Origin of the sequence: Microbacterium sp. LWH10-1.2, assembly GCF_038397765.1 — a bacterium.
In the GTDB taxonomy this organism is placed as follows: domain Bacteria; phylum Actinomycetota; class Actinomycetes; order Actinomycetales; family Microbacteriaceae; genus Microbacterium; species Microbacterium natoriense.
In genome coordinates, this window is record NZ_CP151638.1 from 3,903,049 (window position 1) to 3,925,283 (window position 22,235).

At 70.2% G+C, this 22,235-nt stretch carries 26 protein-coding genes; 5 read left to right on the plus strand and 21 right to left on the minus strand.

Going from position 1 to position 22,235, the window contains the following annotated elements; translation table 11 throughout:
• The 4 genes from MRBLWH10_RS18275 to MRBLWH10_RS18290 are packed head-to-tail and all read right to left on the minus strand — an operon-like array spanning window position 1 to window position 1,861.
• Window positions 1-633, minus strand: coding sequence for a LysE family translocator (locus tag MRBLWH10_RS18275; RefSeq protein WP_341941026.1), 633 nt, complete (start codon window positions 631-633; stop codon window positions 1-3).
• A 21-nt stretch (window positions 634-654) separates the two neighbouring features.
• Window positions 655-1,095 (minus strand): hypothetical protein, encoded by a 441-nt coding sequence (locus tag MRBLWH10_RS18280; RefSeq protein WP_341941027.1) that lies wholly within the window; start codon window positions 1,093-1,095, stop codon window positions 655-657.
• A gap of 12 nt (window positions 1,096-1,107) precedes the next feature.
• Window positions 1,108-1,659: a hypothetical protein gene (locus MRBLWH10_RS18285; protein WP_341941028.1), complete on the minus strand. Its 552-nt coding sequence runs from the start codon at window positions 1,657-1,659 to the stop codon at window positions 1,108-1,110.
• Between the two features lie 40 nt (window positions 1,660-1,699).
• Window positions 1,700-1,861 (minus strand): hypothetical protein, encoded by a 162-nt coding sequence (locus tag MRBLWH10_RS18290; protein ID WP_181155953.1) that lies wholly within the window; start codon window positions 1,859-1,861, stop codon window positions 1,700-1,702.
• 88 nt (window positions 1,862-1,949) lie between these two features.
• Here MRBLWH10_RS18290 and MRBLWH10_RS18295 point away from each other — a divergent pair, with 88 nt between their 5' ends.
• Complete coding sequence (locus tag MRBLWH10_RS18295; RefSeq protein WP_105676360.1) at window positions 1,950-2,921, plus strand: helix-turn-helix domain-containing protein; 972 nt, start codon at window positions 1,950-1,952, stop codon at window positions 2,919-2,921.
• 91 nt (window positions 2,922-3,012) lie between these two features.
• Here the strand turns inward: MRBLWH10_RS18295 and MRBLWH10_RS18300 are convergent, their stop codons facing one another.
• From MRBLWH10_RS18300 to MRBLWH10_RS18355, 12 genes are all read right to left on the minus strand, one after another.
• Window positions 3,013-3,153 carry a hypothetical protein gene (locus tag MRBLWH10_RS18300; RefSeq protein WP_181155952.1) on the minus strand — a complete coding sequence of 47 codons (141 nt, stop codon included), beginning with the start codon at window positions 3,151-3,153 and terminating at the stop codon, window positions 3,013-3,015.
• Window positions 3,154-3,302: 149 nt separating this feature from the next.
• Entirely contained in the window at window positions 3,303-5,555 is a 2,253-nt protein-coding gene (locus tag MRBLWH10_RS18305; RefSeq protein WP_341941029.1) for a chitosanase, read from the minus strand.
• A 109-nt stretch (window positions 5,556-5,664) separates the two neighbouring features.
• A complete protein-coding gene (locus MRBLWH10_RS18310; protein ID WP_341941030.1) occupies window positions 5,665-6,375 on the minus strand; it encodes an NRDE family protein in 711 nt (236 codons plus the stop codon).
• Window positions 6,375-6,842 (minus strand): MogA/MoaB family molybdenum cofactor biosynthesis protein, encoded by a 468-nt coding sequence (locus MRBLWH10_RS18315; protein ID WP_341941031.1) that lies wholly within the window; start codon window positions 6,840-6,842, stop codon window positions 6,375-6,377. The genes MRBLWH10_RS18310 and MRBLWH10_RS18315 overlap by 1 nt, the downstream gene beginning before the upstream one ends.
• Window positions 6,839-7,309: a cyclic pyranopterin monophosphate synthase MoaC gene (gene moaC, locus MRBLWH10_RS18320; RefSeq protein ID WP_105676196.1), complete on the minus strand. Its 471-nt coding sequence runs from the start codon at window positions 7,307-7,309 to the stop codon at window positions 6,839-6,841. The genes MRBLWH10_RS18315 and moaC overlap by 4 nt, the downstream gene beginning before the upstream one ends.
• Window positions 7,302-8,570 (minus strand): gephyrin-like molybdotransferase Glp, encoded by a 1,269-nt coding sequence (glp, locus tag MRBLWH10_RS18325; protein ID WP_341941032.1) that lies wholly within the window; start codon window positions 8,568-8,570, stop codon window positions 7,302-7,304. The genes moaC and glp overlap by 8 nt, the downstream gene beginning before the upstream one ends.
• Window positions 8,571-8,574: 4 nt before the next feature.
• The gene (locus MRBLWH10_RS18330) at window positions 8,575-8,823 is read right to left on the minus strand and encodes a MoaD/ThiS family protein (RefSeq protein WP_105676200.1); all 249 of its coding nucleotides are present in this window, start codon (window positions 8,821-8,823) and stop codon (window positions 8,575-8,577) included.
• A 57-nt stretch (window positions 8,824-8,880) separates the two neighbouring features.
• Window positions 8,881-9,525, minus strand: a complete 645-nt coding sequence (locus MRBLWH10_RS18335; protein WP_341941033.1) for a hypothetical protein — start codon at window positions 9,523-9,525, stop codon at window positions 8,881-8,883.
• A 56-nt stretch (window positions 9,526-9,581) separates the two neighbouring features.
• The gene (locus MRBLWH10_RS18340) at window positions 9,582-10,211 is read right to left on the minus strand and encodes a hypothetical protein (protein ID WP_341941034.1); all 630 of its coding nucleotides are present in this window, start codon (window positions 10,209-10,211) and stop codon (window positions 9,582-9,584) included.
• Window positions 10,212-10,417: 206 nt separating this feature from the next.
• On the minus strand, window positions 10,418-11,059 hold the full coding sequence (locus MRBLWH10_RS18345) for a hypothetical protein (protein ID WP_341941035.1): 642 nt from the start codon (window positions 11,057-11,059) through the stop codon (window positions 10,418-10,420).
• Between the two features lie 77 nt (window positions 11,060-11,136).
• Window positions 11,137-13,077, minus strand: a complete 1,941-nt coding sequence (locus MRBLWH10_RS18350) for an alpha/beta hydrolase (protein ID WP_341941036.1) — start codon at window positions 13,075-13,077, stop codon at window positions 11,137-11,139.
• Window positions 13,078-13,094: 17 nt separating this feature from the next.
• The gene (locus MRBLWH10_RS18355) at window positions 13,095-13,436 is read right to left on the minus strand and encodes a DUF6507 family protein (RefSeq protein WP_341941037.1); all 342 of its coding nucleotides are present in this window, start codon (window positions 13,434-13,436) and stop codon (window positions 13,095-13,097) included.
• 118 nt (window positions 13,437-13,554) lie between these two features.
• Between MRBLWH10_RS18355 and MRBLWH10_RS18360 the strand changes: the two genes are divergently transcribed.
• Both MRBLWH10_RS18360 and MRBLWH10_RS18365 read left to right on the plus strand, forming a co-directional pair.
• Complete coding sequence (locus MRBLWH10_RS18360; RefSeq protein WP_341941038.1) at window positions 13,555-14,757, plus strand: ThiF family adenylyltransferase; 1,203 nt, start codon at window positions 13,555-13,557, stop codon at window positions 14,755-14,757.
• Window positions 14,754-15,161, plus strand: coding sequence for a molybdenum cofactor biosynthesis protein MoaE (locus tag MRBLWH10_RS18365; RefSeq protein ID WP_341941039.1), 408 nt, complete (start codon window positions 14,754-14,756; stop codon window positions 15,159-15,161). The genes MRBLWH10_RS18360 and MRBLWH10_RS18365 overlap by 4 nt, the downstream gene beginning before the upstream one ends.
• 190 nt (window positions 15,162-15,351) lie before the next feature.
• On the opposite strand, the gene moaA is transcribed toward MRBLWH10_RS18365, so the two are convergent.
• From moaA to MRBLWH10_RS18390, 5 genes are all read right to left on the minus strand, one after another.
• A complete protein-coding gene (moaA, locus tag MRBLWH10_RS18370) occupies window positions 15,352-16,446 on the minus strand; it encodes a GTP 3',8-cyclase MoaA (protein ID WP_341941040.1) in 1,095 nt (364 codons plus the stop codon).
• A gap of 113 nt (window positions 16,447-16,559) precedes the next feature.
• Window positions 16,560-17,630, minus strand: a complete 1,071-nt coding sequence (locus MRBLWH10_RS18375; RefSeq protein ID WP_341941041.1) for an ABC transporter ATP-binding protein — start codon at window positions 17,628-17,630, stop codon at window positions 16,560-16,562.
• Window positions 17,627-18,451 (minus strand): ABC transporter permease, encoded by an 825-nt coding sequence (locus tag MRBLWH10_RS18380; protein WP_341941042.1) that lies wholly within the window; start codon window positions 18,449-18,451, stop codon window positions 17,627-17,629. Before MRBLWH10_RS18380 ends, MRBLWH10_RS18375 begins: the two co-directional genes overlap by 4 nt.
• Window positions 18,448-19,257, minus strand: coding sequence for a molybdate ABC transporter substrate-binding protein (gene modA, locus MRBLWH10_RS18385; RefSeq protein ID WP_341941043.1), 810 nt, complete (start codon window positions 19,255-19,257; stop codon window positions 18,448-18,450). The genes MRBLWH10_RS18380 and modA overlap by 4 nt, the downstream gene beginning before the upstream one ends.
• A complete protein-coding gene (locus MRBLWH10_RS18390; protein ID WP_105676275.1) occupies window positions 19,254-19,661 on the minus strand; it encodes a TOBE domain-containing protein in 408 nt (135 codons plus the stop codon). The genes modA and MRBLWH10_RS18390 overlap by 4 nt, the downstream gene beginning before the upstream one ends.
• 240 nt (window positions 19,662-19,901) lie before the next feature.
• On the opposite strand from MRBLWH10_RS18390, the gene MRBLWH10_RS18395 reads away from it, so the two are divergent.
• Complete coding sequence (locus tag MRBLWH10_RS18395) at window positions 19,902-20,414, plus strand: nucleoside deaminase (RefSeq protein WP_105676210.1); 513 nt, start codon at window positions 19,902-19,904, stop codon at window positions 20,412-20,414.
• Between the two features lie 131 nt (window positions 20,415-20,545).
• Window positions 20,546-22,057: an NCS2 family permease gene (locus MRBLWH10_RS18400; RefSeq protein WP_105676212.1), complete on the plus strand. Its 1,512-nt coding sequence runs from the start codon at window positions 20,546-20,548 to the stop codon at window positions 22,055-22,057.
• Window positions 22,058-22,235 lie beyond the last annotated feature (178 nt).

The following is a 22,235-nucleotide window of genomic DNA, read 5'->3' on the forward strand; positions in this document are numbered from 1 at the left end:
TCAGCTCTTCGCGCCGGTCAGGGCGAGTGTGCCGCCGAGGCCGATCATCATGACGCCGCCGGCGCCGGAGAGCGTCGACATGCGCCGCGGAGAGCGCCCGAACCACGCGCGGGCCGTGCCGGCCACGAGGACCCACATGCTGTCGCAGACCATGGCAAGGGTCTGGAAGATCAGCCCGAGCAGCAGGAGCTGCGCCCACACCGGCCCCGCGGCGGGAGAGACGAACTGGGGCAGAACCGCGACGAAGAACGCGATGGTCTTCGGGTTGGTCGCGCCGACGATGAAGCCCTGGCGCAGGAGCTTTCCGGCGGATGCGGGCTCGCGCGGGGCATCAGCGCGGTGATCGTGCCGGTGGCGGATCGCCTGGATGCCGAGCCACACGAGGTAGGCGGCGCCGACGATCTTGATGATCGTGAAGGCGAGCACGGACGAGGCGACGATGGCTCCGACGCCGAAGGCGACGGCGACGACCGCGGGGACGGTGCCGAGCGCGTTGCCCACGACGCTCAGCGCACCGGCGCGGCGGCCGAGGGAGAGGGAGCGTCCGATGACGAACAGCACGCTCGGGCCGGGGATGACGATGATCACGACCGAGGTGACGACGAACGCCACGAGGCTGTCCAGAGGGATCATGAGCTGACCCTACACCTCGGTTCAGAGGAGCGTGTAGGCGAGGTTCACCGCCCAGCCGCCGAGATGTGCGACGACCGTCGCCCCGGCGATGCCGACCGCGATGGCGGCGGCGAGTCGCGGTTCCGGGCGGCGCAGTGCGATGATCCCGAGGACGAGAGCGACCGCGCCCGCGATCAGCACGACGAGAGCGACGACACTCGACAGCACACTCACGATGCCGTAGCCGCCCCTGGTGATGAGGAAGGGGTAGATCAGGCCCGAGAGGGAGCCGATGCCGGCGGTGATCACGGCGATGAGCAGGGCGATCCGGCCGAGCGGGTTCCCGGGCTCCGTCAGACCGGCGTACATGGGCGAGGTCGGATACGGCGGAGTGAGGGGATGCGGGGGGCCTCCGGCCGACGTCGGGTACTGCGGCGGAGCGCCGTACGGCTGTCCGGGGCTCGGCTGGTGCGGATCGCTCATGAGGTCTCCCGGTCAGATGAAGGTGTAGACGACGGTGGAGAGCCAGGACACGATGGTGCCGAACAGCTTCGCGGCAGCGATGCCGATCGCGATGCCCGCGAGCACCCGCGGCCCCGGGCGCCGGAGCGCGGCCAGACCGAGAGCGAGAGCGACCCCGGCGGCCGCCAGGGTGATGACACCGATGAGTGCGGAGAGCACGCCCATGCTGATCGGCGTGGAGAAGTCGAGCAGGCTGCTCGCGAGCGGGTAGGCGATCGTGCTCAGGGTACCGACGGCGAGGCTGACCAGGGCGATGATGAACGCGGTGCGCCCGAGCGCGCCGCTCGATGTCGGAGGTGAGGGAGGGCCGGCGGGCCCCGAGGCCGGGAATTGCGCGGGATGCGGGGCGCCGACGGGGTGACCGACCCGCTGATACGGTGCGGTCTCGGGCGGATGGCCCTGCGGGCCGCCGTACGGCTGAGGAGGATCCGGTGTGGACTGCGGCTGCGGCTGATGCGGTGCGGACTGCGGCTGAGGACTCGGCTGTCCGTACGGCGGGACAGGAGGCTGCAGGGGCTCGCTCATGCAGTCGAGCGTAGCCCCGGCATCCGACGGACGGGGAGACCTACCTGTACACGTGCCCGAGCTCGGCCCGGTCGAGGGCATCGTGCTCGGCGACGCGGTTCCAGTCGGTGGGGGTGCGGCGGTAGCCGTCGCGACGCAGTTCGATGACGGTGGCGATGAGCCCCCACACGCTGAGGGCGATGAGTGCGAAGACGAGTATCATGGCAGAAACACTACGATCAGTGTTGATCCGCCACGAGTGGCAGAATAGACTATGAACGCATGAAATCTGCCAAAGAACGGACGTGTGCATGAAGACGGTCGCCTGCATCATCCAGGACGGTTTCGCCCCCTTCGAGTTCGGCGTCGCCTGCGAGGCCTTCGGTCTCGACCGCAGCGACGAGGGGGTGCCGAGCTTCGACTTCCGCGTCGTCGCGCCGCGGGCCGGTGTCGTGAACTCGAAGATGGGGTTCTCGGTCAACGTCGAGAACGACCTGTCCTTCGCCTACGAGGCCGACCTCGTCGTCTTCTGCCCGCTGCCGCGCGAGTACTGGGCGCAGATCGATCCGCTGCTGCTCGATGTCGCGCGCGACGCCGTGGCCCGAGGCGCGTGGGTCATGAGCGTGTGCAGCGGCTCCTTCATCCTGGGGGCTGCGGGCGTGCTCGACGGACGCCGGGCCACCACGCACTGGATGTACGCGCACCACATGGCGGAGATGTACCCGCAGATCGACATCGATCCCGATGTGCTGTTCGTGCAGGACGGCCGCATCATCACGAGCGCCGGCACCGCCGCCGGCATCGACGCGTGCCTGCACCTGCTGCGGCTGGAGATCGGCGCCGAGCTGACCAACCGCGTCGCCCGGCGCATGGTCGTCCCCCCGCAGCGCGACGGTGGGCAGGCGCAGTTCATCGATCGCCCGATCCCGCACGGCAACGGGGACTCGCTGTCGGCGGTCGCGGACTGGGCCGTCGAGAATCTGCGCGACGATCTGGGCGTCGAGAGGCTGGCCGCGAGGGCGCTCATGTCGCCCCGCACCTTCGCCCGTCGGTTCAAGGCCGAGTACGGTGCGACGCCCGCGGCCTGGCTCGGCCGACAGCGGATCATCCACGCGCAGCGGATGCTGGAGCGCACCGACCTCGCGCTCGATCAGATCGCCGACGAGTGCGGTTTCGGCTCCGCGGCCGTGCTGCGGCAGAACTTCACGCGCATGCTCGGCACGACGCCGACCGCCTACCGCGCGCGCTTCTCCTGCGCGTCCGACGAGGCCTCCGCGGCGTAGCGCCGCATCCGTTCACGTTCCCGTCGCAATAAGTCCCGGTTTCCGCTTCTCGTAGCGGGATCTTTTGCGACGGGAGCGGACGCAGCGAGGCTCAGGAGGCCTTGGGGAAGAGGATGCGGAAGGCGCGCAGGTAGCGGTCGGTGCGCTCGGGCATGGAGAAGTCGGGGTCGATGTAGACGAGCGGGGACTCGCGGTCGTCGCGGACCTTCGGCGTCTGGTCGTCGTGCGTCATGTCGGTCACCTCTCCGTTGAGCTAGATTCCATGATTCGGAAGTTTACTTCTGATTTATGGAAGAGTAGCGCGACGGTCGCGATCCGGTCAAGGGGGTGCACGCCGAAGCGCCCGGGCCGGCAGGCGACCCGGGCGCTTCGTTCGGAGGATCAGCTGCAGGTCATCGACCCTGCGCGCAGGGCGTGGCCTCCCGTGTCGCCGTCATCCGCCCAGACGGCGTAGCGAGATCCGCTGACGCACTGCGGGGCGAGGGCGAATCCCTCGTTGTTGATGTTCGGCATCCCGCTCGGGCGGTCGTGGTGCGCGACCTCCGTGAACGAGCCGGAGGTGATCTTCAGCGCAGCCACCTCGCCATCGCAGGTGTCGTCGCACACGCTCCACAGCGTGTGCGTGCTCGGCTGGTACTCCAGCTCCATGACGGCGTCGAAGCCCGAGCCGAAGGTCGCGACCCTGGTGAAGCCGCCGCTGAGGTTCAGCGCGTAGGCGTAGACGTCGCCCGTGGCCTCCAGGCCGACGAAGAACAGGCCGCCGCCGTGGTTCGCGTAGGACGAGGGCGAGTACGCCGCCCCCGTGCGCTGGTCGATGAAGCCGTCTGCGACGAGGTCGGCATCCGGGATCCAGGCGATCGACTCGAGGCTGTCGTTCGCGCCCACCGAGGGCAGGTCGGACGTGAGGTTCCACTCCTTGACCGCCGTCAGCGATCCGGAGCCCGATCCCGGCTGGTAGCGCAGGATCGACGGGCGGCTCGTGCTCTTGCTCGATCCGTTGCGCTCAGAGGCGACGAACAGGTCGGTTCCGACGGCCGCGACGCCCTCGGCGTCGACCGTGCCCGAACCGCTCGGGAAGCGCAGGGTGCGTCCGCCCGACCAGCCGGAGGAGTCCACCCAGGTCGTGCCCTGGCGGACGAGGCGGTGCAGCGTGCCGGAGCCGTTGTTCACGGCCCACAGCACGGAGCCGTCGGCGGAGAACGACAGGCCGCTCATGTCGGTGTCGAACGTGTCGGTGGCGTCGGCGACCGTGATCTGCGACGAGCCCGGCCATGCCGGTCCGGTCGGCGTCGTCGGAGTCGGAGTCGGAGTCGGGGTGGGCGTCGGGGTCGGCGTCGGCGTGGGGGTGCCGCCGCCGGTGAGGCTGTAGGCCTCGACCTCGAACAGGGAGTACCCGTAGGAGGTGCCGCGTGCGGTGCCGTAGATGCGGAGGTAGCGGCCGGTGCCGTTGAGTCCGGTGAACTCGTCGGTGCCGCCGTTGCCCGCGGCCTCCGTGGCCAGGGTCGTCCAGGTGGTGCCGTCGGCGGAGACCTCGACGCGGTACTTCGACGCGTACGCGGCCTCCCACTTCAGGACGACCTTGTCGACCTTGGATCCTGCGCCCAAGTCGATGCGGATCCACTGCGGGTCCACGCCTTCGACGCTCGACCAGCGGCTCGTCGCGTTGCCGTCGACCGCCTTCGCGCCCTCGAAGCCCGAGCCCTCGACGGAGGATGCCGTGACCGGCTTGTTCTTCGAGATCAGCGTCGCGGTGCCGGGTGTGGGCGTCGGCGTCGGTGTGCTGGTCGGGGTCGGCGTGGGGGTCGGCGTCGTACCTCCGACGGGCCAGTGCGGGGTGGGGTTGGTGGGGATCGAGTACGGGTCGCCGTAGACCGACCAGTTCAGCGGGGTGTTGAGGTTGAGGTTGCCGGCGTTGAGCCAGACGCGCTGCGCGTTCTCGATGCGGCTGACGTCCTCGTGCGCCTCCTCCTTCTTCATCTCGACCACGCGCGCGTCGAGGAAGGCCTTGAGGTAGGCGGTCTCGGTGCCGCCTGCGGCCGGCGTCTTCGCCTTCTTCTTCGCCTGGGTGCGCACGTCCTCGAGTCCGGAGTAGCCGTGCACGACGGCGGCGTCGTAGTACGCGAACTGCCCGAGCGGACCGACGCCGTCGGCGATCGCGAGGTCGACCGCGGGGTCGAAGTACTGCACGGTGACCTCGTCGCGCTGCGCCTGCTGGAACGCGGGCACCGCACCCTCGGCGCGCCAGTCGGCCATGTACGCCTCGCCGAGCGGCGCCGTGTTGTCGGTGCCGTCGACCTGCTCCAACTCGTCGATCCACTTCGCGAGGCGATTGTTCGGGTACTTCTGGGTGTAGTTCTGCACGAGCACGAGCATGTCGTGGGTGCCGGACGTGAAGCCCACGATGCCGGCGGTGAGGCCGCGGCCGTCGGGGTAGGGCTCGATGTAGCTGTACTGGTCGTACCAGTTCAGCGAGGAGTTCTCAGCCGAGGTGATGATCTCCTGGGCGATCTCCCGCTTCACGGGGTCGCGCAGGGTGATGGTCGTCGTCGCCTGGGCCGAGGTGGCGATCAGGCCGGTGAGCGGTAGTGCGACTGCGGCTGCCAGCAGGGCCAGCAGTGGTCGACGGTGGCGCATTGTTCCTCCGGTGGGGTGGGGGCAGAACCTTTAGGAAACGTTCTTTACGAAGAGTTATACCCGAGGAACCCGCCCGGAGCAATGGGTCGAGGCGAGAAGGCGCGACGCGTCAGGACGTCGGCGCCGCCCAGTGCGCCGGCGTCGGCAGCGCGTGATAGTCCAGGTCGATGCCCCGGTCGGAGACGGATGCCGTGCAGTACAGCAGCGACTGCGTCGGATACCCGTGGGGTCGGTTGTCGCGGATGATGGCCCTGTCGTCTTCGGGGGAGAGGCGGGCGGATGCCGCCAGCATCCCCACCCATTCCGCTCGCCAGTCGGCGCTCGCGGAGGTCGGTCCGAGAGAGCGGAACTCCGGCAGCCACGCCGCGATGCGCGGCGTCTCCTCGTCGTCGAGATCGTCGTGCGCGATCATGTGCGTGCCGGGCTCGATGGGCGTCTGCCGCAGCGTCGCGCCATCCCAGCTGAGCACGCGGGCGCCCTCCGGACCGACCTCCAGGAGGTTGAAGCCGTGCATCCTCTCGGGGGCGACGGGCGAGCGCCCCATGACCGACTCCAGGGCGAGCGACCCCCGCGACAGCGCCTGATCCGCGGGCAGATCGAGCACGTCGGCACGGTTCAGCAGCACCGCGAGACGGCGCTCCGCCGGGTTCGCGGCGAGCCAGGCCCCTCCGGCGCGGCGGTCGCGGATGCCGATCACGCCCGGATGGCTCTCCGGCCACCAGGCGCCGGGCTCGTCCCAGTCGCGCTGCGGGTCCTCATCGCGCACAGCGAGCAGACGGACGGATGCCGCGTCTGCCGCGTCGACGATGACGGTGCACATCAGTGGTCCCCTCCGGAGAGCTGGTCGAGCACGTGGTCGAGCACGCCGTCGAGCACGGCGAGACCGTCGCGGACGCCCCCCGAGGATCCGGGCAGGTTCATCACGAGGCATCCGCCGGCGATGCCCGCCACGGCCCTGCTGAGCACGGCGGTCGGCGTCACGGCGGCACCGCGGCGCCGGACCTCCTCGACGATGCCCGGCAGCTCCGCATCGAGCAGAGCGCGGGTCGCCTCTGGAGTGCGGTCGTCGGGCGAGATCCCCGTGCCGCCGGTCGTGAGCAGGACGGACGGATGCTGCGACAGCAGCGCCGCGAGGGCATCGGCGACCCCGGCATCCGCCGTCACCTCGACCCGCACGTCGAAGCCGCGCTCACGCAGCCACTGCGCGATCACCGGGCCGGTGCGGTCGTCGTACACGCCGCTCGCGGCCCTGGTCGACACCACGAGCACGTGAGCCGTGCGGGTCACGGGCGCGACCAGTCGCCGCTCTTGCCGCCCGACTTCGCGAGCACGAGCACATCGGTGATGACGGCGTGCTTGTCGACGGCCTTGATCATGTCGTACAGCGTCAGCGCCGACACGCTCGCCGCCGTGAGGGCCTCCATCTCGACCCCGGTGACGCCGTTCGTCACGGCGGTCGCGACGATGCGCACCCGGTCGCCCTGGGGCTCCAGGTCGACCGACAGCTTCGTCAGCGGCAGCGGATGGCACAGCGGGATCAGCGTCGACGTCTGCTTGGCGCCCATGATGCCGGCGAGCCGCGCCGTGCCCAGCGCCTCGCCCTTGGGCAGCGAGCCGTCGGCGATCATCGCCACGACCTCCGGCGTCGTCACGAGCACGGCCTGTGCGGACGCCTCTCGGCGGGTCACCTGCTTCTCGGTGACGTCGACCATGTGCGCCGACCCGTCTGCTCGCAGGTGCGAGAGCTCACTCATCGATCCTCCAGACCTCGACCTCGGCGCCGGCGGGAAGCGCGGCGATGCCCGTCGGCACATGAACCAGAACCGTGGCGCGCGCGTAGTCGTGCAGCAGATGCGACCCCGGCGCCCCCACCGCGACACTGCCGTCGTCGCGCAGCATCCCTCGGCGGATCTGGTGCTTGCCCTGCGGGGACTCGATCGCGTGCGCGAGCGGCAGCCACGACACCTCGCGCCGTTCGCGCAGACCCGCAGCCCGCCGCAGCAGCGGGCGCAGGAACATCTCGAAGGACAGCAGCGCCGACACCGGGTTGCCGGGGAACGCGATGACCGGAAGGTCCGGGAGCCCCTCGCGTCGGAGGAGGCCCGCGCCCTGCGGCCCGCCCGGCTGCATGGCGACGTGCCCGAAGCTCACGCCGCGGGGTTCGAGGGCGTCGCGCACGACCTCGAAGGCACCGGCGCTCACGCCGCCGGTCGTGACCAGCAGGTCGGCCTCGGGGTGCGCGGCGACGACCGCCAGCAGGGCGGCCGCGTCGTCGGGGGCCGCCGCACAGGCGACCTCGGCGCCGACGTCGACGAGGGATGCCGCGAGCGAGGCCGTGTTCGCGTCGTGGATCTGACCGGAGTCGAGAGGTTCGCCCGGGGCGCGCAGCTCGTGCCCCGTCGAGACCAGGAGCACCCTGAGGCGCGGACGCACCGGTGCGGACGTGAGGCCGACCGCGGCGAGGGCGGCGAGCTGCGCGGGGCCGAGGCGCGTGCCCGCGGCGAGCAGCGACTGCCCCGCGGTGACATCGCTGCCGACCTCGCGCACGAAGGCCCCCGGCGCCACGGGGGCCGAGAACGCCACCCCGTCGCTCGGATCGCCCTGCGCGCCGCCGATGCCGAGGAAGCGCGGGGGATCCACCGCCTCGATCTGCACGACCGCATCGGCGCCCTCGGGGATGGCTGCTCCCGTCATGACCGGGGTCGCCGTGCCGGGCTCGTGCACGCCCGCGGCATCGCCCGCCGCGCGCACGCGTCCGATCGGGAGCCGCACCGGCCGCGCCTCGGTCGCCGCGGCGAGGTCGGCGGAGCGCACGGCGTAGCCGTCCATCTGCGAGTTGGTGAACGGAGGAACCGGGATCGGGCTGGCGATGTCGGCGGCCAGCACGCGGCCCCTGGCCGGACCTGCAGGAGCGAGCGGCACGGTCTCGGCGTGCGCGGGATCGGCGAGCGCGGAGAGCACGGGAGAGAGCAGCGCGGCGACGGCGGCTGCGTGTTCGTCGAGGGTCACGGTCATCGCGTCACCCGCCCGCGAACGGGGGGAGGATGTCGACGCGCTCGCCGGCGGGCAGTGCCGGGTCGCGGCGCACGACGCCGTCGACGAGGAACGACCCGCTCTTCAGCACGCGGGACATGGGGTCGCCGTAGCGGCCGATGAGCGCATCGCGAAGCGCCCCGAGGGTGTGGTCGGCCCCGAGGTCGAGCTCTTCCGCCTCGCGCCCCGCGGCCTCGGCGGCCGCGGCGAAGTACCGCAGCATCACGATCGCCATGCCGCTCATCCTATGACGAGCGGTGACGTCGATCGGTCAGGGGCGGACGCCGAACTGTCAGGGGGTTGGGGAAGGTGTCGGGGTGGGGGTGTCGGTCGGGGTGGGGTAGGTGATCGGGGCGGGGCGCGGACCCGGTGTCGGAGAGTCCGGCGCCATCCCGAAGAACGGCTCGGCCGACGGATGCTCGGACAACGGTGAGGTGTAGTCGGAGAGACCGCCCGGGAACATCAGGTCTGCAAGAGTGTCCACATTGCCGGGTTCGCAGGTGGTGGTGGCGTCGAGGGTGATTGCGTCGAGATTCTTGCCTGGGGAGATGGTGATGAGGAGGTCGTCGATGTGGGCGTCGGGTTTGCGGGTGGTGATGGTGACGTCGGTGACGCCGCCGGTGTAGGAGCGGAACACGATCCCGGTCCAGCCGTGCTCCTTCAACCAGGCTGTGATGTCCTCGGCCTGCGCGTCCACCGTTCCTTGCGGCAAACGCCACGGGTCATTTTTGGAACCGGCTTTTGACCGGCTGAACGAGAACCGATACCCGTCGGCGCCGCAGGATTCAGGGATCTCGCCGTAGGTGTCGACGTCCCAGTCGCCGTCGAACAGGTAGAGCTGCAGTTCGGCGACGGCGTGTTTCGCGGTGGCGTTCACTGTCTGCGCCTGGGTGAAGAGGTCTTTGCCGGTGGGGGCGCATCCGGTGGTGGTCATCATGATCGCTGCGAGCAGGGTCGTGGTGAGGGCGGCGGCTCGTGGGTGTCGGGTCGGTTTCACGGGTTCGGGGTCGGTGTGTCGGTCGGGGTGGGGTAGGTGATCGGGTCGGGGCGCGGGCCCGGGGTGGGGGAGTCGGGTGCCATGCCGAAGAACGGTTCGGCGGTCGGATGCTCCGACTGGGGTGTTGTGGCTCCCTCATACCCGTTCGGAAACATCAACTGGCGAAGACCATAGGCGTTTCCGGGTTCGCAGGTGGTGGTGGCGTCGAGGGTGATTGCGTCGAGATTCTTGCCGGGGGAGATGGTGATGAGGAGGTCGTCGATGTGGGCGTCGGGTTTGCGGGTGGTGATGGTGACGTCGGTGACGCCGCCGGTGTAGGAGCGGAACACGATCCCGGTCCAGCCGTGCTCTTCCAACCAGGCTGTGATGTCCTCGGCCTGCGCGTCCACCGTTCCTTGCGGCAAACGCCACGGGTCATTTTTGGAACCGACTTTTGACCGGCTGAACTTGAACCGATACCCGTCGGCGCCGCAGGATTCCGGGATCTCGCCGTAGGTGTCGACGTCCCACTCGCCGTCGAACAGGTAGAGCTGCAGTTCGGCGACGGCGTGTTTCGCGGTGGCGTTCACTGTCTGCGCCTGGGTGAAGAGGTCTTTGCCGGTGGGGGCGCATCCGGTCAGTGTCATGGTCACTCCTAGAACGGTCGCGAAAGCCCACGCGAGTCGTCGTGTGGTCGTCGTGCGGTGAGGCGTGGTGCGGTGGGTCATCCGTGTTCCTCGATCCGGGTCATGAAGTCCGCGACCGCCTGCTTGAACGACTGGCTGCGCGGGTCGAGATAGCCGACACTGTCACCAGGCATCGTGAGCACCCCGCAGAACGATCCGCCGAATTGTCAGGGGGTTGGGGAAGGTGTCGGGGTCGGTGTGTCGGTCGGGGTGGGGTAGGTGATCGGGGCGGGGCGCGGGCCCGGCGTCGGAGAGTCCGGCGCCATCCCGAAGAACGGCTCGGCCGACGGATGCTCGGACAACGGTGAGGTGTAGTCGGAGAGACCGCCCGGGAACATCAGGTCTGCAAGAGTGTCCACATTGCCGGGTTCGCAGGTGGTGGTGGTGCGGAGGTTGATGCTGTCGGTGGCTTCGCCGGGGCCGATGGTGATGAGGAGGTCGTCGATGTGGGCGTCGGGTTTGCGGGTGGTGATGGTGACGTCGGTGACGCCGCCGGTGTAGGAGCGGAACACGATCCCGGTCCAGCCGTGATCCTCCAACCAGGCCGTGATGTCCTCGGCCTGCGCCTCCACCGATCCTTGCGGCAAACGCCACGGTGCGTCGTAGTTGCCGATTGCGGACCGGGTGAACTTGAACCGGTATCCGTCGGCCCCGCAGGATTCAGGGATCTCGCCGTACGTGCCGATGTCCCAGTCACCATCGAACAGGTAGAGCTGCAGTTCGGCGACGGCGTGTTTCGCGGTGGCGTTCACTGTCTGCGCCTGGGTGAAGAGCTCTTTGCCGGTGGGGGCGCATCCGGTCAGCGTCATGGTCACTCCTAGAACGGTCGCGAAAGCCCACGCGAGTCGTCGTGTGGTCGTCGTGCGGTGAGGCGTGGTGCGGTGGGTCATCCGTGTTCCTCGATCCGGGTCATGAAGTCCGCGACCGCCTGCTTGAACGACTGGCTACGCGGGTCGAGATAGCCGACACTGTCACCAGGCATCGTCAGCACCCCGGCGATGGGGCCCACCGTCGCCACGCTCAAGGGGTCTACGCGGTGGATCCGGTAGAGGAGGTTGGTGCTCGCCCCCTCATTGTGCCCCTGTGTGGGAAGGCCTGTGTCACCACCCGGGCCGAGGTAGCCGTCGACGGGGCCGCCGTCGGATCCGAACACGTCGACACCCGGCAGATCGGCGGGGTTCACCGGGTGCTCGGACACCCCGGGCACCCGCCCCCACATCGCGATCCAGTCGAGGTCGGCGGACGTGGATGACACGGTGAGGTCGCCACTGGCGATCTGCTCGTCGAGATTGGTGCCGGCGCCCGGGGTGAGGCCGGCCGACCCGAAGAGGGTCACGTGATCGAACACGCCGGGGGACTGCAGCACGGCGTCGGCCGTGGTGGTCGTGCCCAGCGAGTGCGCCCATCCTTCCTGCCAGGCGGACGGGTTCACGAACCGGAATCCCTCGATCAGTGCGACCTCACGGGCGGCGCCGTCTTGCGGACGGTCCGCACCCTGCACCGTGACCATGTCACCCGAGTCCCACTCCATGAACAACACCACCGCCGTCGACGAATCCAGATGACGCTTTCCGGTTTGATCCAGAAGCGCCTCGGTGAGGTCGTCGCCGATCGTTCCCCAGTCCTCGAGTTGTCCGAGGTCGGTGGCGATGCCGTGCGTGATCGTGATGATCTGATCCGCCGTATCTGCGTCTCCCCACACGAGCGACGCCCGCGGGTCACCATCCGTGTCCAAGAACACGGACAACAGGGTCACGCCAGCGGCAGCGGCCTTGCGATCGAGGAGCTTCAGCTTGGTCTTCTGGTCACCGGTGAGGTTCGGGTCGGCGAGCAGGCGCTGCAGCTCCTGCTCCGCGAATGGGGAACGCTCCGAGACCTTCAGGCCGTTGAGGTTGCCGATCGCGCCGGGCGCGTTGCTCCACAGGGTGCCCAGTGGCCCGGTCGTCCACGCGCCGGACGTGTCTTGCGTCGACCGCGCCTTCAACGAGGCGAACAACGCCGCCGCAGCCGCGGGAGGCACGAACCCGACGGTCTCCATGAACTCCGGGTGATCGTTCAGCCACGCCTCGACCTTCTTCGGGGCGGCGTCCGCAAGCCACTGGATGCGTGTGTCGACCGACGAGGTCACCGCCTGCGCGAAGTAGTCCTCCAGGCTCAGCGGTTCGCGCCGGCTGTCGAAGCCCTGCGAACGACCCGGCGGGACGATCCCCCAGTACATCTGCGAGCTGTGCACCTCTGACCCATCCGAGCGCCTCACGGTGTCGCCACCGGTGATGCTCCTCAGCGTCGTCGCCAGCGCGGCCTCAGCCTCGTCGAGGTCTCGATGGAACCGGTCGACGTCGAGCGCCAACGTCTCCGCCTCGTCATCGAGGATCGACAGGTTCGCTTTCGCGTTGCCGTAGGCGGTGGTCTCGGGGTGATTGCGTCCTGTGATCACCGGATCGTTCGCGGGGTCGGCGCGAAACTCCGCGATCTCCTCGCGCAGCGCGGCCTGGTGATTCGCGTGACGCTGGTTGAGGTTGTCGATCCGCCCGAGGAGATCCGCGCGTCTCACCTCCAGCGGCCCGAAGTCGTGGAAGCTCGCATTGCCCAGCGCCGACTTCGCCGCCGCCATCGCGTCTGAGAAGTCAGACATCGAACTCTGCGGCGTGATCAGCATCCCTGACACCGGAACCGCAGGGATGAGCACGAACGCGTCGTCGAGCAGCTTCCACTGCGTGACCACCGCATCGAACGTGTCGCTCACCCTCTGACCGAGGGCTGCGGCATCTGTCGCGAGCGAATCCATCGCCGACGCCGACGGCACCGCCTTCAGCGAGAACGACACGAAATCTCCCGACGAGGTCACATCGAACCCCAGCCGTCGACGAAGGACTGCGAGTTCTTGGCCTGCCACTCCGCAGCCATCTCATCGTCGCCCGCGGCGATCGCCGTCGTTCCCTCCACGATCGCCTGCGCCGACGAGGCGATCACGTCGATCGCTTTTCCCGGTATCAGCGAACGCAGATCGAGAAAGTCGCTCCATGCATCAGACAGCACCGAGCGTCCACCGGCGACGAGATCGGCCTTTCGGGCGAGCAGGTCGCTCGCAGCGATCACCATCGCCTCCAACGGCTCGCCCTCGCGATCCACCGCCGCCAGCACCCCGACCACCTGATCCGGCGCCACCGACCAGCCATCCATCATCTTGCATCCCCCCGGATCCACGGGCCCGCTTGCCGACCCCGGGACGAGCCTAACCGAGCAGCCGACATGAGCGGGCGAGCGAAGGGCGGACATCGATGCCCGGTCGTAGACTCTCGGCATGACTCCGCCCGTCGACACAGAGTTCGTCCGTTCTGGGCTCATCGAACCGGGGCCGGCGCTGGAGCCCGACCGCATCACCCGGTACAGCCGTCAGCTCATGCTGCCCGGCTTCGGCGAGACGGCGCAGCGACGGCTCGCCGCATCCCGCGTCCTGGTGATCGGCGCGGGCGGCCTGGGGAGCGCCCTCGTCCCCGCGCTCGCCGGAGCCGGCGTCGGCACGATCGGCATCGTCGACGACGACCTCGTCGAGCTCTCCAACCTGCACCGCCAACTCAGCCACGGCGTGGCCGACATCGGTCGGGCGAAGGTCGACTCGCTGGCTGAGACCGTGCGGGCGATCGACCCCGCCTGCACCGTGCACCGGCACCGCGAGCGGGCGGTGGCGGCGAACCTCCCCGGACTCCTCGCCGACTACGACCTGCTCGTCGACGGGAGCGACAACTTCGCCACCCGCTACCTCGCGAACGACGCCGCGGAACTGGCGGGGAAGCCCCTGGTGTGGGGGTCGATCCTGCGCTTCCACGGTCAGGTGGGCATCGCGTGGAAGGGGCACGGCCCGACGTTCCGCGACCTGTTCCCCGCGCCGCCCCCGGCCGACGAGGCGCTCTCGTGCGAGCTCGGCGGAGTGCTGCCCAGCCTGTGCACGGCCATCGGATCGCTCATGGCGACCGAGGTCGTCAAGCTGATCACCGGCGTCGGAGAGCCGCTGCTCGGCCGCGTGCTGTTCTACGACGCGCTCACCGCCCGCACCCGGGAGATCGCCTACGCGGTCGACGAGACGCGCGAGGAGCTCACGGGGCTCGACGACTACGAGGTCCTGTGCGGTACGGCACCCGACCCCGGCGCCTCGATCTCCGCGGCCGAGCTCCTGCGCAGGCGGCGGGCGGGGGAGCGGATGCTGCTGCTCGACGTCCGCGAGGCCGAGGAGGCCGCGCTGCGTCGGATCCCCGGAGGGAGCCTCCTCCCGGTCGGACGGATCGACGCGGGGGAGAGCCCGGAGACCGCCCTGCCCGTCGTGGTCTACTGCGAGAAGGATCCGCGCTCCCGCCGGGCCGCTGCGGCGCTGCGCGAACGCGGATTCGACGCGGTCCACGTCGTGGGCGGCATCCGCTCGTACGTCGAGATCGGCGGAGAGGTCGTCGGCGACGCCGACCGCCTGACAGACACGTCCGCCGCGCGCGGAGAAGGAGTTCCCGCATGACCTTCGCCCTGATCACCGACGAGCCGATCGACGAGGCGGCCGTCCGCGGCGCCGTGGGCGGAGACGCCGACGGCGCGGTCGTGATGTTCTGCGGCGTGGTGCGTGACCACGACGGCGGACGGGCGGTGCGCGCGCTGGACTATCGGGCGCACCCCGACGCCGAGCGGTTCCTGCGCGAGATCGTCGAGCGCACGGCATCCGAGACCGGGATGAGGGTGGCGGCGGCGCACCGCATCGGCGATCTGCGCATCGGAGACATCGCGCTGTTCGCGGCGGCATCCGCCGGCCACAGGGCCGCCGCGTTCGAGGCGTGCGAGCGCCTGGTCGAGGAGATCAAGCGCGGCGTGCCCATCTGGAAGCGCCAGCACTACGACGACGGCGTCTCCGAGTGGGTCGGCCTCTGACCTCCAGCGGCTTCCCCCGTGGTCGTTGAGCGAGGAGCGCATGACGAGACGAAACGTCGTGTCAGCTGTACGACGCGGGGCTGCGCGTGCCGTGTCTGCGTTTCGTCTCGCTGCGCTCGCTCAACGACCGGGGGTTGGGGGTGGGGCGTGTCGTCTCCCGGCGCTCGCCTAACGACCGGGGCGGCCGCGGTCAGCCGCCGATGTAGCTCATCTCGATGCGCTGGCGTGCGGCGCGCAGCTCGGGGGTGAGGTCGGCGCGGATCTCGGAGTAGCGGTCGTCGCGCGCGGCCCAGATGCCCGCCATCGCCGCGGACAGCTCGTGGTCCGACGCGCCGCCGCGGAGCAGTGCGCGCAGGTCGTGCCCCTCGGTCGCGAACAGGCAGGTGAAGAGCCGTCCCTCGGTCGAGATCCGTGCGCGGTTGCAGGTGCCGCAGAACGTGTTGGTGACCGAGGAGATGATCCCGATCTCGCCCGAGCCGTCGGCGTAGCGCCACCGCTTCGCGGTCTCGCCCGTGGCCCTGGCTCCCACCGGCTCGAGCGGGAACAGCGCGCCGATGCGCTCCACGATCTCGGCCGCCGAGACCACCTCGTCCAGCTCCCAGCCGTTCGAGGTCCCGACATCCATGTACTCGATGAACCGCAGCGTGTACGGGGTGTCCTTGAAGCGGGCGGCCATCGCCTCGATCTCGCCGTCGTTGAGCCCTCGCTTGACGACCATGTTGATCTTGATGGGGCCGATGCCCGCCGCCCGCGCGGCCCCGATGCCCTCCAGCACCCGTGACACGGGGAAGCGGACGTCGTTCATGCGCTGGAACAGCTCGTCGTCGAGGGTGTCGACCGAGACGGTGAGCCGGTCGAGCCCCGCGTCCTTGAGCGCCTGCGCCTTCACGGCGAGGGCGGAGCCGTTCGTGGTCAGTGCGATCTCGACCCTGTCGCCGTCCGGCGTCCGCAGCGCCGAGAGGCGGGAGATGAGTTCCTCGATGCCGCGGCGCAGCAGGGGCTCCCCGCCGGTCAGCCGCAGCTTGCGGACGCCGTGGTCGACGGCGATCCGCGAGAGATGCTCGATCTCGTCGAAGCTCAGCAGCTCGTCGCGGTCGAGGAAGGCGTAGTCCCGCCCGAACACGGCACGCGGCATGCAGTACACGCAGCGGAAGTTGCAGCGATCGGTCACCGAGATGCGCAGATCGCGCAGCGGACGATCACGGGCGTCGAGGAGGCCGACGGAGGGCAGGCGCAGCGCTCCGGCGGTGCCTGCACCGGTTCCGTGAGACGGCGTGATCCTCATCGTCCACCCTTTCGAGTGGCTACGGTAGCACCGGATGCCGGGAGTGCCTCTCCCGCCCCCGGTCGTTCCGGTGGCGTTCACCGCCGTCCGCACCGCGGGGCGGCGACGGATGCTCAGGCGGGGGCATCCGCGTCGCGCCGCAGAGAGACATCGGCGGCATCGACGCGGAAAGCGAGGGCCGCACCGGGGCGGATGCCGAGGGCTGCGGCGGTCCCGGACGGGCAGTCCACCGCCAGCTGCGGATGCTCGGCGGTGAACAGGCGCACGCCGCCGGCGACGGCCTCCATGACCGCGACCGTCCCGAGCCAGGAGTTCTCTCTCGGGGGCGGGGCCGTGCCGGCATCCGCCGAGATCCGCACCGACGAGGGGGCGAACACCGCCGATCCCGCCTCGCCGACCGCGAGCGCGTCGCCGTGGCCGATGAGGCGGAGGCCGCTCTCGGCCTGCAGGGCGTTCCCGGTCGCACCGGATCCCGTGATGAGGTTCACCCCGGCGATGGCCGCGGCGAAGCGAGAACGCGGATGACCGAGCACCTCGGCGGTCGGCCCGTGCTGCACGACGCGCCCCTCGTCGATCACGACGGTGCGCGCGGCCAGCATCACCGCGTCGAGCGGATCGTGCGTCACGATCACGATCGGGATGCCGAGGCGGTCGCGCAACTGCGTGACCAGCCGGCGGGCCTGCGTACCCGTCTCGGCGTCGAGGGAGGCGAAGGGCTCGTCGAGCAGCAGCGCGAGCGGGTCGGCAGCGAGGGCGCGCGCGAGGGCGACGCGCTGCTGCTGGCCTCCGGAAAGCTCCGCGGGGCGGCGCCCCGCGATGTCGTGCAGGCCGACCCCGTCGAGGTGCACGAGCGCTCTGCGCCGTGCCTCGGGGGCGGCCACGCCCTGGGCGCGCGGGCCGAAGGCGACGTTCTCCAGGGCCGTGAGGTGGGGGAACAGCAGCGCGCGCTGACCCAGCAGGCCGATCCGTCGCCGCTCTGGGGGAGTCGACGCGGCGATCGGCGAGCCGTTCAACGCGATCGTGCCCTCGGCGTGCGGAGCGTGACCGGCGATGGCCGCGAGCAGCGTGGACTTGCCCGCGCCGTTGGGTCCGAGCAGCGCCAGCGCCTCGCCCGGCGCGACGGCGAACGCCGCAGCCACGCGGAAGGCACCGGCCCGAGCCGTGATGTCGACGTCGAGGGTCATCGCACGGCATCCGCTCGCCAGCCGCGCATCAGCAGGAGCACGGCCACCGCCACGAGGATCAGCAGCAGCGACAGCGCGATCGCGGTGTCCTCCTGCACGCCCGCTCCGTTGAACGCCGTGTAGATCGCGAGCGGCATGGTCCTGGTCACACCGGGCGCGTTGCCGGCGAACAGGGCGGTGGCCCCGAACTCGCCCATCGCCCGCGCGAAGCAGAGCACGGCGCCCGCGATGAGACCCGGTGCGGCGAGCGGCAGGGTCACCCGGCGGAACACGGTCAGCGGGCGAGCGCCCAGGCTCGCGGCGACCGCCTCGTGCCCCGTGCCGACGGCGCGCAGCGCCCCCTCGACCGAGATCACGAGGAACGGCAGCGCCACGAAGACCTGCGCGATCACGACCGCGGCGGTCGTGAACGGGATGCGGATGCCGAGCACCGCGAGAGCGCCGCCGAGAAGCCCGTTGCGGCCGAGGAGCGACAGCAGCGCGATGCCGCCGACGAGGGGCGGCAGCACCAGCGGCAGCGTGGTCAGGGTGCGCAGGACCGCGGCGAGGGCGCCCGAGCTGCGCGCGATCACGAGGGCGAGCGGCACGCCGAGCAGCACGCACACGGTGGTCGCGACCGCCGCGGTGGACAGCGAAAGGCCGAGGGCCTGCAGGGCCGCCGGTGCGGTGATCGCCGCGGGCACGGCCGTCCAGTCCAGGCGGATCAGGAGGGCGACGAAGGGCAGCGTCAGCACGAGGGCGCCGAGCACGGCCGGCACCCAGAGCCAGGGCGGCACCCGTCGATGGATGCCGCCGCGCCGCCCTTCGTCGTCGCCGCTCACGGAGCGCCGAAGCCGAGGGTCGTGAGCACCTTCTGTCCGGCATCCGACAGCACGAAGTCGACGAACGCCTTCGCGGCCTCCGGATTCTTCGTGCCCTTCAGAGCGGCGATCGGGTAGACGTTGGTCGCGGCATCCGCGCCGTCGATCGCGATGCCGGTCACCGCGTCGCCCGCGGCCTTCACATCGGTCGCGTACACGAGCCCCGCGTCGGCCTCGCCCGACTTCACCTTGGACAGCACGGCTGTCACGTTCTGCTCCTCGCTGGCCGGGGTCAGCGTCACGCCCGCGGCGTCGAGCAGAGTGCGCGAGGCGCTGCCGCACGGCACCTCGGCCGCGCACACGACCACGGTGAGGGCGGGGTCGGCGAGATCTGCGAGGGTCTCGACGCGCGTCGGGTCGCCAGGGGCGACGGCGATCTGCAGCACGTTCGTCGCGAACGCCTCACCGGACCCGGCGAGCCCCGCGTCGGTGACCTTGGCGAGGTTCTTCTCATCGGCCGAGGCGAAGACGTCGGCCGTGGCGCCCTCGATCAGCTGGGTGGCGAGCACCGAGGAGCCGTCGTAGCTGATCGGGAGCACGTCGACGTCGGGATGCTGCGCCTCGAACTCGGCGGCGAGCTCGTCGAAGGCCGCGGTGAGCGAGGCGGCCGCGAAGATCGTCAGCTCGCCGCTGAGGGCGTCGGCCTCGGTGGTGGCCGCGGGGGAGGCCGGAGCGGAGTCGGGCGCAGGGGTGCTGCAGCCGACCAGGGCGGCGAGGCCCACGGCGGCCAGGGCGGCGAGCGCGGAGGCGCGGATGGTGCGGGTCACGGAGTGTTCTCTCTCTCGGTCTCGACGACCACCATGGTCGCCTTGATCACGGCTGTCGCCTTGCTGCCGACCTCGAGCGCGAGCTCGCGGGCGGCCTCGGCGGACATCAGGGACACGACGCGGTGCGGACCGCTCTGCAGCTCGACCTGCGCCATGAGGCCGTCGATCTGGACGGACGTCACGAGTCCGGTGAAGCGGTTGCGGGCGCTGCGGCGGACGGGGTCGTCGTCGGCCGCTTCTCCGGCGAGCCGCTGAGCCTGCGCGGCGAGGTCGGCTCCCGCCACCACCTGGCGCCCCGAGGCGTCGGGAACGGCGGGCAAGATGCCGTCGCCCACCCAGCGGCGCACGGTGTCGTCGCTGACGCCCAGAAGATGGGCTGCTTCACTGATCCGGAAATGCGTCATGGCGATGACCATAGTTCCGCATCTGCGGAATCACAAGACACGATTTCGCATTGCGGAATGTGAATTTCACAAACTTCTGGACGTTCGGCTCTCACGGGGGTACAGTCGGTGCTGGCTGGACGACCGATGATGGTCGCCCGTCACGAAAGCACAACCTAGCGGTTCGACGTATATCTCGAGGCCGACCCCCACAGGGCCTGCCGGAAGCCGTATCACTGCGACGACAGCAAGGAAGCCTTCATGAGCAGCATCAGCGCGCCCGCCATCGACTCCCAGCCGACTCCGGCCGAGTACCTCTCCCGGGCCGTCGCCCTCGCCACCGAGAACGTCCGCGACGCGGGCGGTCCGTTCGGGGCGATCGTCGTCTCGGCGGACGGACAGGTCTTCGAGGGCGTCAACCGGGTCACGGCGAACCTCGACCCCTCGGCGCACGCCGAGGTCACGGCGATCCGCAACGCCTGCCAGGGGCTCGGCACGTTCGACCTCACCGGGGCCACTCTCTACACGAGCTGCGAGCCCTGCCCGATGTGCCTCGCCACCTCGCTCTGGGCCCGCATCGACCGGGTCTACTTCGCCGCCGACCGCCACGACGCGGCAGACGCCGGCTTCGACGACGCGGTGTTCTACCGCTACTTCGAGGGCGGCCCCGAGGACCGGGCCATCATGCCCGTCGGCCAGGAGGCCCTGGCCCCCGCCGAACGCGTCGCCCCGTTCACCGAGTGGAACGCCAACGTCTCGCGCATCGACTACTGACGCGCACCGCTGACGCGCGCCGAAGGCCGACGCGCACCGACCGCTGACGGGCCCCTGCGCCCGCGGCGACCACCGGGAGCCGCTCCTTCGGCGAACCCGAGCACCACCTCCGCACAACAAAACTGGAGCCGATGATGTCTTCACATGTCTTCAACGACCCCGAGACCGGCGCGATCCCCGCGCCGGAGCTCCCGCCCCTGGCCACCGGAGCGACCGCCACGGTCGACGCCGAGCCCAAGAACGCGTTCGACCGATTCTTCGAGATCACCCGTCGCGGGTCGACGGTGGCCCGCGAGATCCGCGGAGGCATCGTCACCTTCGTGACGATGGCGTACATCGTCATCCTCAACCCGCTCATCCTCGGCGGCGTCGAGGACGTCGCGGGCAACGCCCTGAACGGCGCGCAGATCGGGGCGGCCACCGGCCTCACCGCCGGCGTCATGACGATCCTGTTCGGACTCATCGCACGACTCCCGTTCGCGCTCGCCGCGGGACTCGGCATCAACTCCTTCCTCGCCGTGTCCGTCGTCGGACAGGTCACCTGGCCCGAGGCCATGGGGCTCGTGGTCATCAACGGCATCCTGATCGTGCTGTTCGGAGCCACCGGCATCCGGACCGCCATCTTCAACGCGGTTCCCGCCCAGCTCAAGGCGGCGATCACGGTCGGCATCGGCCTGTTCATCGCCTTCATCGGCTTCGTCGACTCGGGCTTCGTGAACCGCACGGCCGGCGGCCCGCCCGTGCAGCTCGGCGACGGCGGATCGATCACCTCGATCCCGACGCTCATCTTCCTCATCGGGCTCGTGCTCATCGGCGTGCTCGTCGCGCGCAAGGTGCCCGGCGGCATCCTCATCGGCATCGTCGCCTCGACCGTCCTCGCGATCATCGCGCAGGCGATCTTCAAGCTCGGCCCGAGCTTCGAGAACCCCGGCGGCTGGCACATGACGATCCCGGAGATCCCGACGGCGCTCGTCACGATCCCCGACTTCGGCCTCATCGGCCAGTTCGACCTCCTCGGATCCTTCGGCCGCATCGGCGCCCTGTCGGCCACGATGCTCGTCTTCACCCTCGTGTTCTCCAACTTCTTCGACGCCATGGGCACCATGACGGGGCTCGCGAAGAACGCCGGTCTCGCGTACAAGGACGGCACGTTCCCGCGGCTGCGCTCGGCGTTCGTCGTCGAGGGCCTCGGCGCCGTCGCCGGTGGTGCGACCTCTACCTCCTCGAACACGGTCTACGTCGACAGCGCCTCCGGCATCGGAGAGGGGGCGCGCACGGGTCTGGCCGCGGTCGTCGTCGGCATCCTGTTCCTGCTCTCGATGTTCTTCACCCCGCTCACCCTCGTGGTGCCGATCGAGGTCGGATCCGCCGCGCTCGTCGTGGTCGGCGCGATGATGATGGGGCAGATCAAGGAGATCAAGTTCACGAACTTCGCCGTCGCCCTGCCGGTGTTCCTCACGATCGTCACGATGCCGCTGACCTATTCGATCGCCAACGGCATCGGCGTCGGCTTCATCTCCTGGGCGCTCATCAACGCGCTCTCGGGTCGTGCCCGCAAGGTGCACTGGCTCATGTGGATCGTCGCGGCGGGCTTCGCGCTCTACTTCGTCCGCGGTCCGATCGAGGCGGCGCTCGCAGGCTGAGCCTCCTCTTTCTCTGCCGACGCCCCCTCTGATCTGATCTGCCGACGCCCCGTCTGGTCGTCCCGCCCCACCGGGCGGACGTCGCCCAGGTGGGGCGTCGGCGTGCGGGAGGGGCGTCGCGCTCACGAGGGCGTCGCGTTAGGAGGGCGTCGCCTGCAGGACGAGGAGCCGCAGCGGA

Bases quoted from the DNA above. Each gene is read 5' to 3' on its own strand.
- MRBLWH10_RS18340 (WP_341941034.1), bottom strand. From the start codon at position 10,211: ATGACACTGACCGGATGCGCCCCCACCGGCAAAGACCTCTTCACCCAG.
- MRBLWH10_RS18365 (WP_341941039.1), top strand. From the start codon at position 14,754: ATGACCTTCGCCCTGATCACCGACGAGCCGATCGACGAGGCGGCCGTC.
- MRBLWH10_RS18400 (WP_105676212.1), top strand. From the start codon at position 20,546: ATGATGTCTTCACATGTCTTCAACGACCCCGAGACCGGCGCGATCCCC.
- MRBLWH10_RS18395 (WP_105676210.1), top strand. From the start codon at position 19,902: ATGAGCAGCATCAGCGCGCCCGCCATCGACTCCCAGCCGACTCCGGCC.
- moaC (WP_105676196.1), bottom strand. From the start codon at position 7,309: ATGAGTGAGCTCTCGCACCTGCGAGCAGACGGGTCGGCGCACATGGTC.
- MRBLWH10_RS18290 (WP_181155953.1), bottom strand. From the start codon at position 1,861: ATGATACTCGTCTTCGCACTCATCGCCCTCAGCGTGTGGGGGCTCATC.
- MRBLWH10_RS18300 (WP_181155952.1), bottom strand. From the start codon at position 3,153: ATGACGCACGACGACCAGACGCCGAAGGTCCGCGACGACCGCGAGTCC.
- MRBLWH10_RS18360 (WP_341941038.1), top strand. From the start codon at position 13,555: ATGACTCCGCCCGTCGACACAGAGTTCGTCCGTTCTGGGCTCATCGAA.
- MRBLWH10_RS18390 (WP_105676275.1), bottom strand. From the start codon at position 19,661: ATGACGCATTTCCGGATCAGTGAAGCAGCCCATCTTCTGGGCGTCAGC.
- MRBLWH10_RS18305 (WP_341941029.1), bottom strand. From the start codon at position 5,555: ATGCGCCACCGTCGACCACTGCTGGCCCTGCTGGCAGCCGCAGTCGCA.
- MRBLWH10_RS18335 (WP_341941033.1), bottom strand. From the start codon at position 9,525: ATGATGACCACCACCGGATGCGCCCCCACCGGCAAAGACCTCTTCACC.
- MRBLWH10_RS18355 (WP_341941037.1), bottom strand. From the start codon at position 13,436: ATGATGGATGGCTGGTCGGTGGCGCCGGATCAGGTGGTCGGGGTGCTG.
- MRBLWH10_RS18285 (WP_341941028.1), bottom strand. From the start codon at position 1,659: ATGAGCGAGCCCCTGCAGCCTCCTGTCCCGCCGTACGGACAGCCGAGT.
- MRBLWH10_RS18280 (WP_341941027.1), bottom strand. From the start codon at position 1,095: ATGAGCGATCCGCACCAGCCGAGCCCCGGACAGCCGTACGGCGCTCCG.
- MRBLWH10_RS18275 (WP_341941026.1), bottom strand. From the start codon at position 633: ATGATCCCTCTGGACAGCCTCGTGGCGTTCGTCGTCACCTCGGTCGTG.
- MRBLWH10_RS18330 (WP_105676200.1), bottom strand. From the start codon at position 8,823: ATGGCGATCGTGATGCTGCGGTACTTCGCCGCGGCCGCCGAGGCCGCG.
- MRBLWH10_RS18345 (WP_341941035.1), bottom strand. From the start codon at position 11,059: ATGACGCTGACCGGATGCGCCCCCACCGGCAAAGAGCTCTTCACCCAG.
- MRBLWH10_RS18295 (WP_105676360.1), top strand. From the start codon at position 1,950: ATGAAGACGGTCGCCTGCATCATCCAGGACGGTTTCGCCCCCTTCGAG.
- glp (WP_341941032.1), bottom strand. From the start codon at position 8,570: ATGACCGTGACCCTCGACGAACACGCAGCCGCCGTCGCCGCGCTGCTC.
- MRBLWH10_RS18375 (WP_341941041.1), bottom strand. From the start codon at position 17,630: ATGACCCTCGACGTCGACATCACGGCTCGGGCCGGTGCCTTCCGCGTG.
- MRBLWH10_RS18310 (WP_341941030.1), bottom strand. From the start codon at position 6,375: ATGTGCACCGTCATCGTCGACGCGGCAGACGCGGCATCCGTCCGTCTG.
- moaA (WP_341941040.1), bottom strand. From the start codon at position 16,446: ATGAGGATCACGCCGTCTCACGGAACCGGTGCAGGCACCGCCGGAGCG.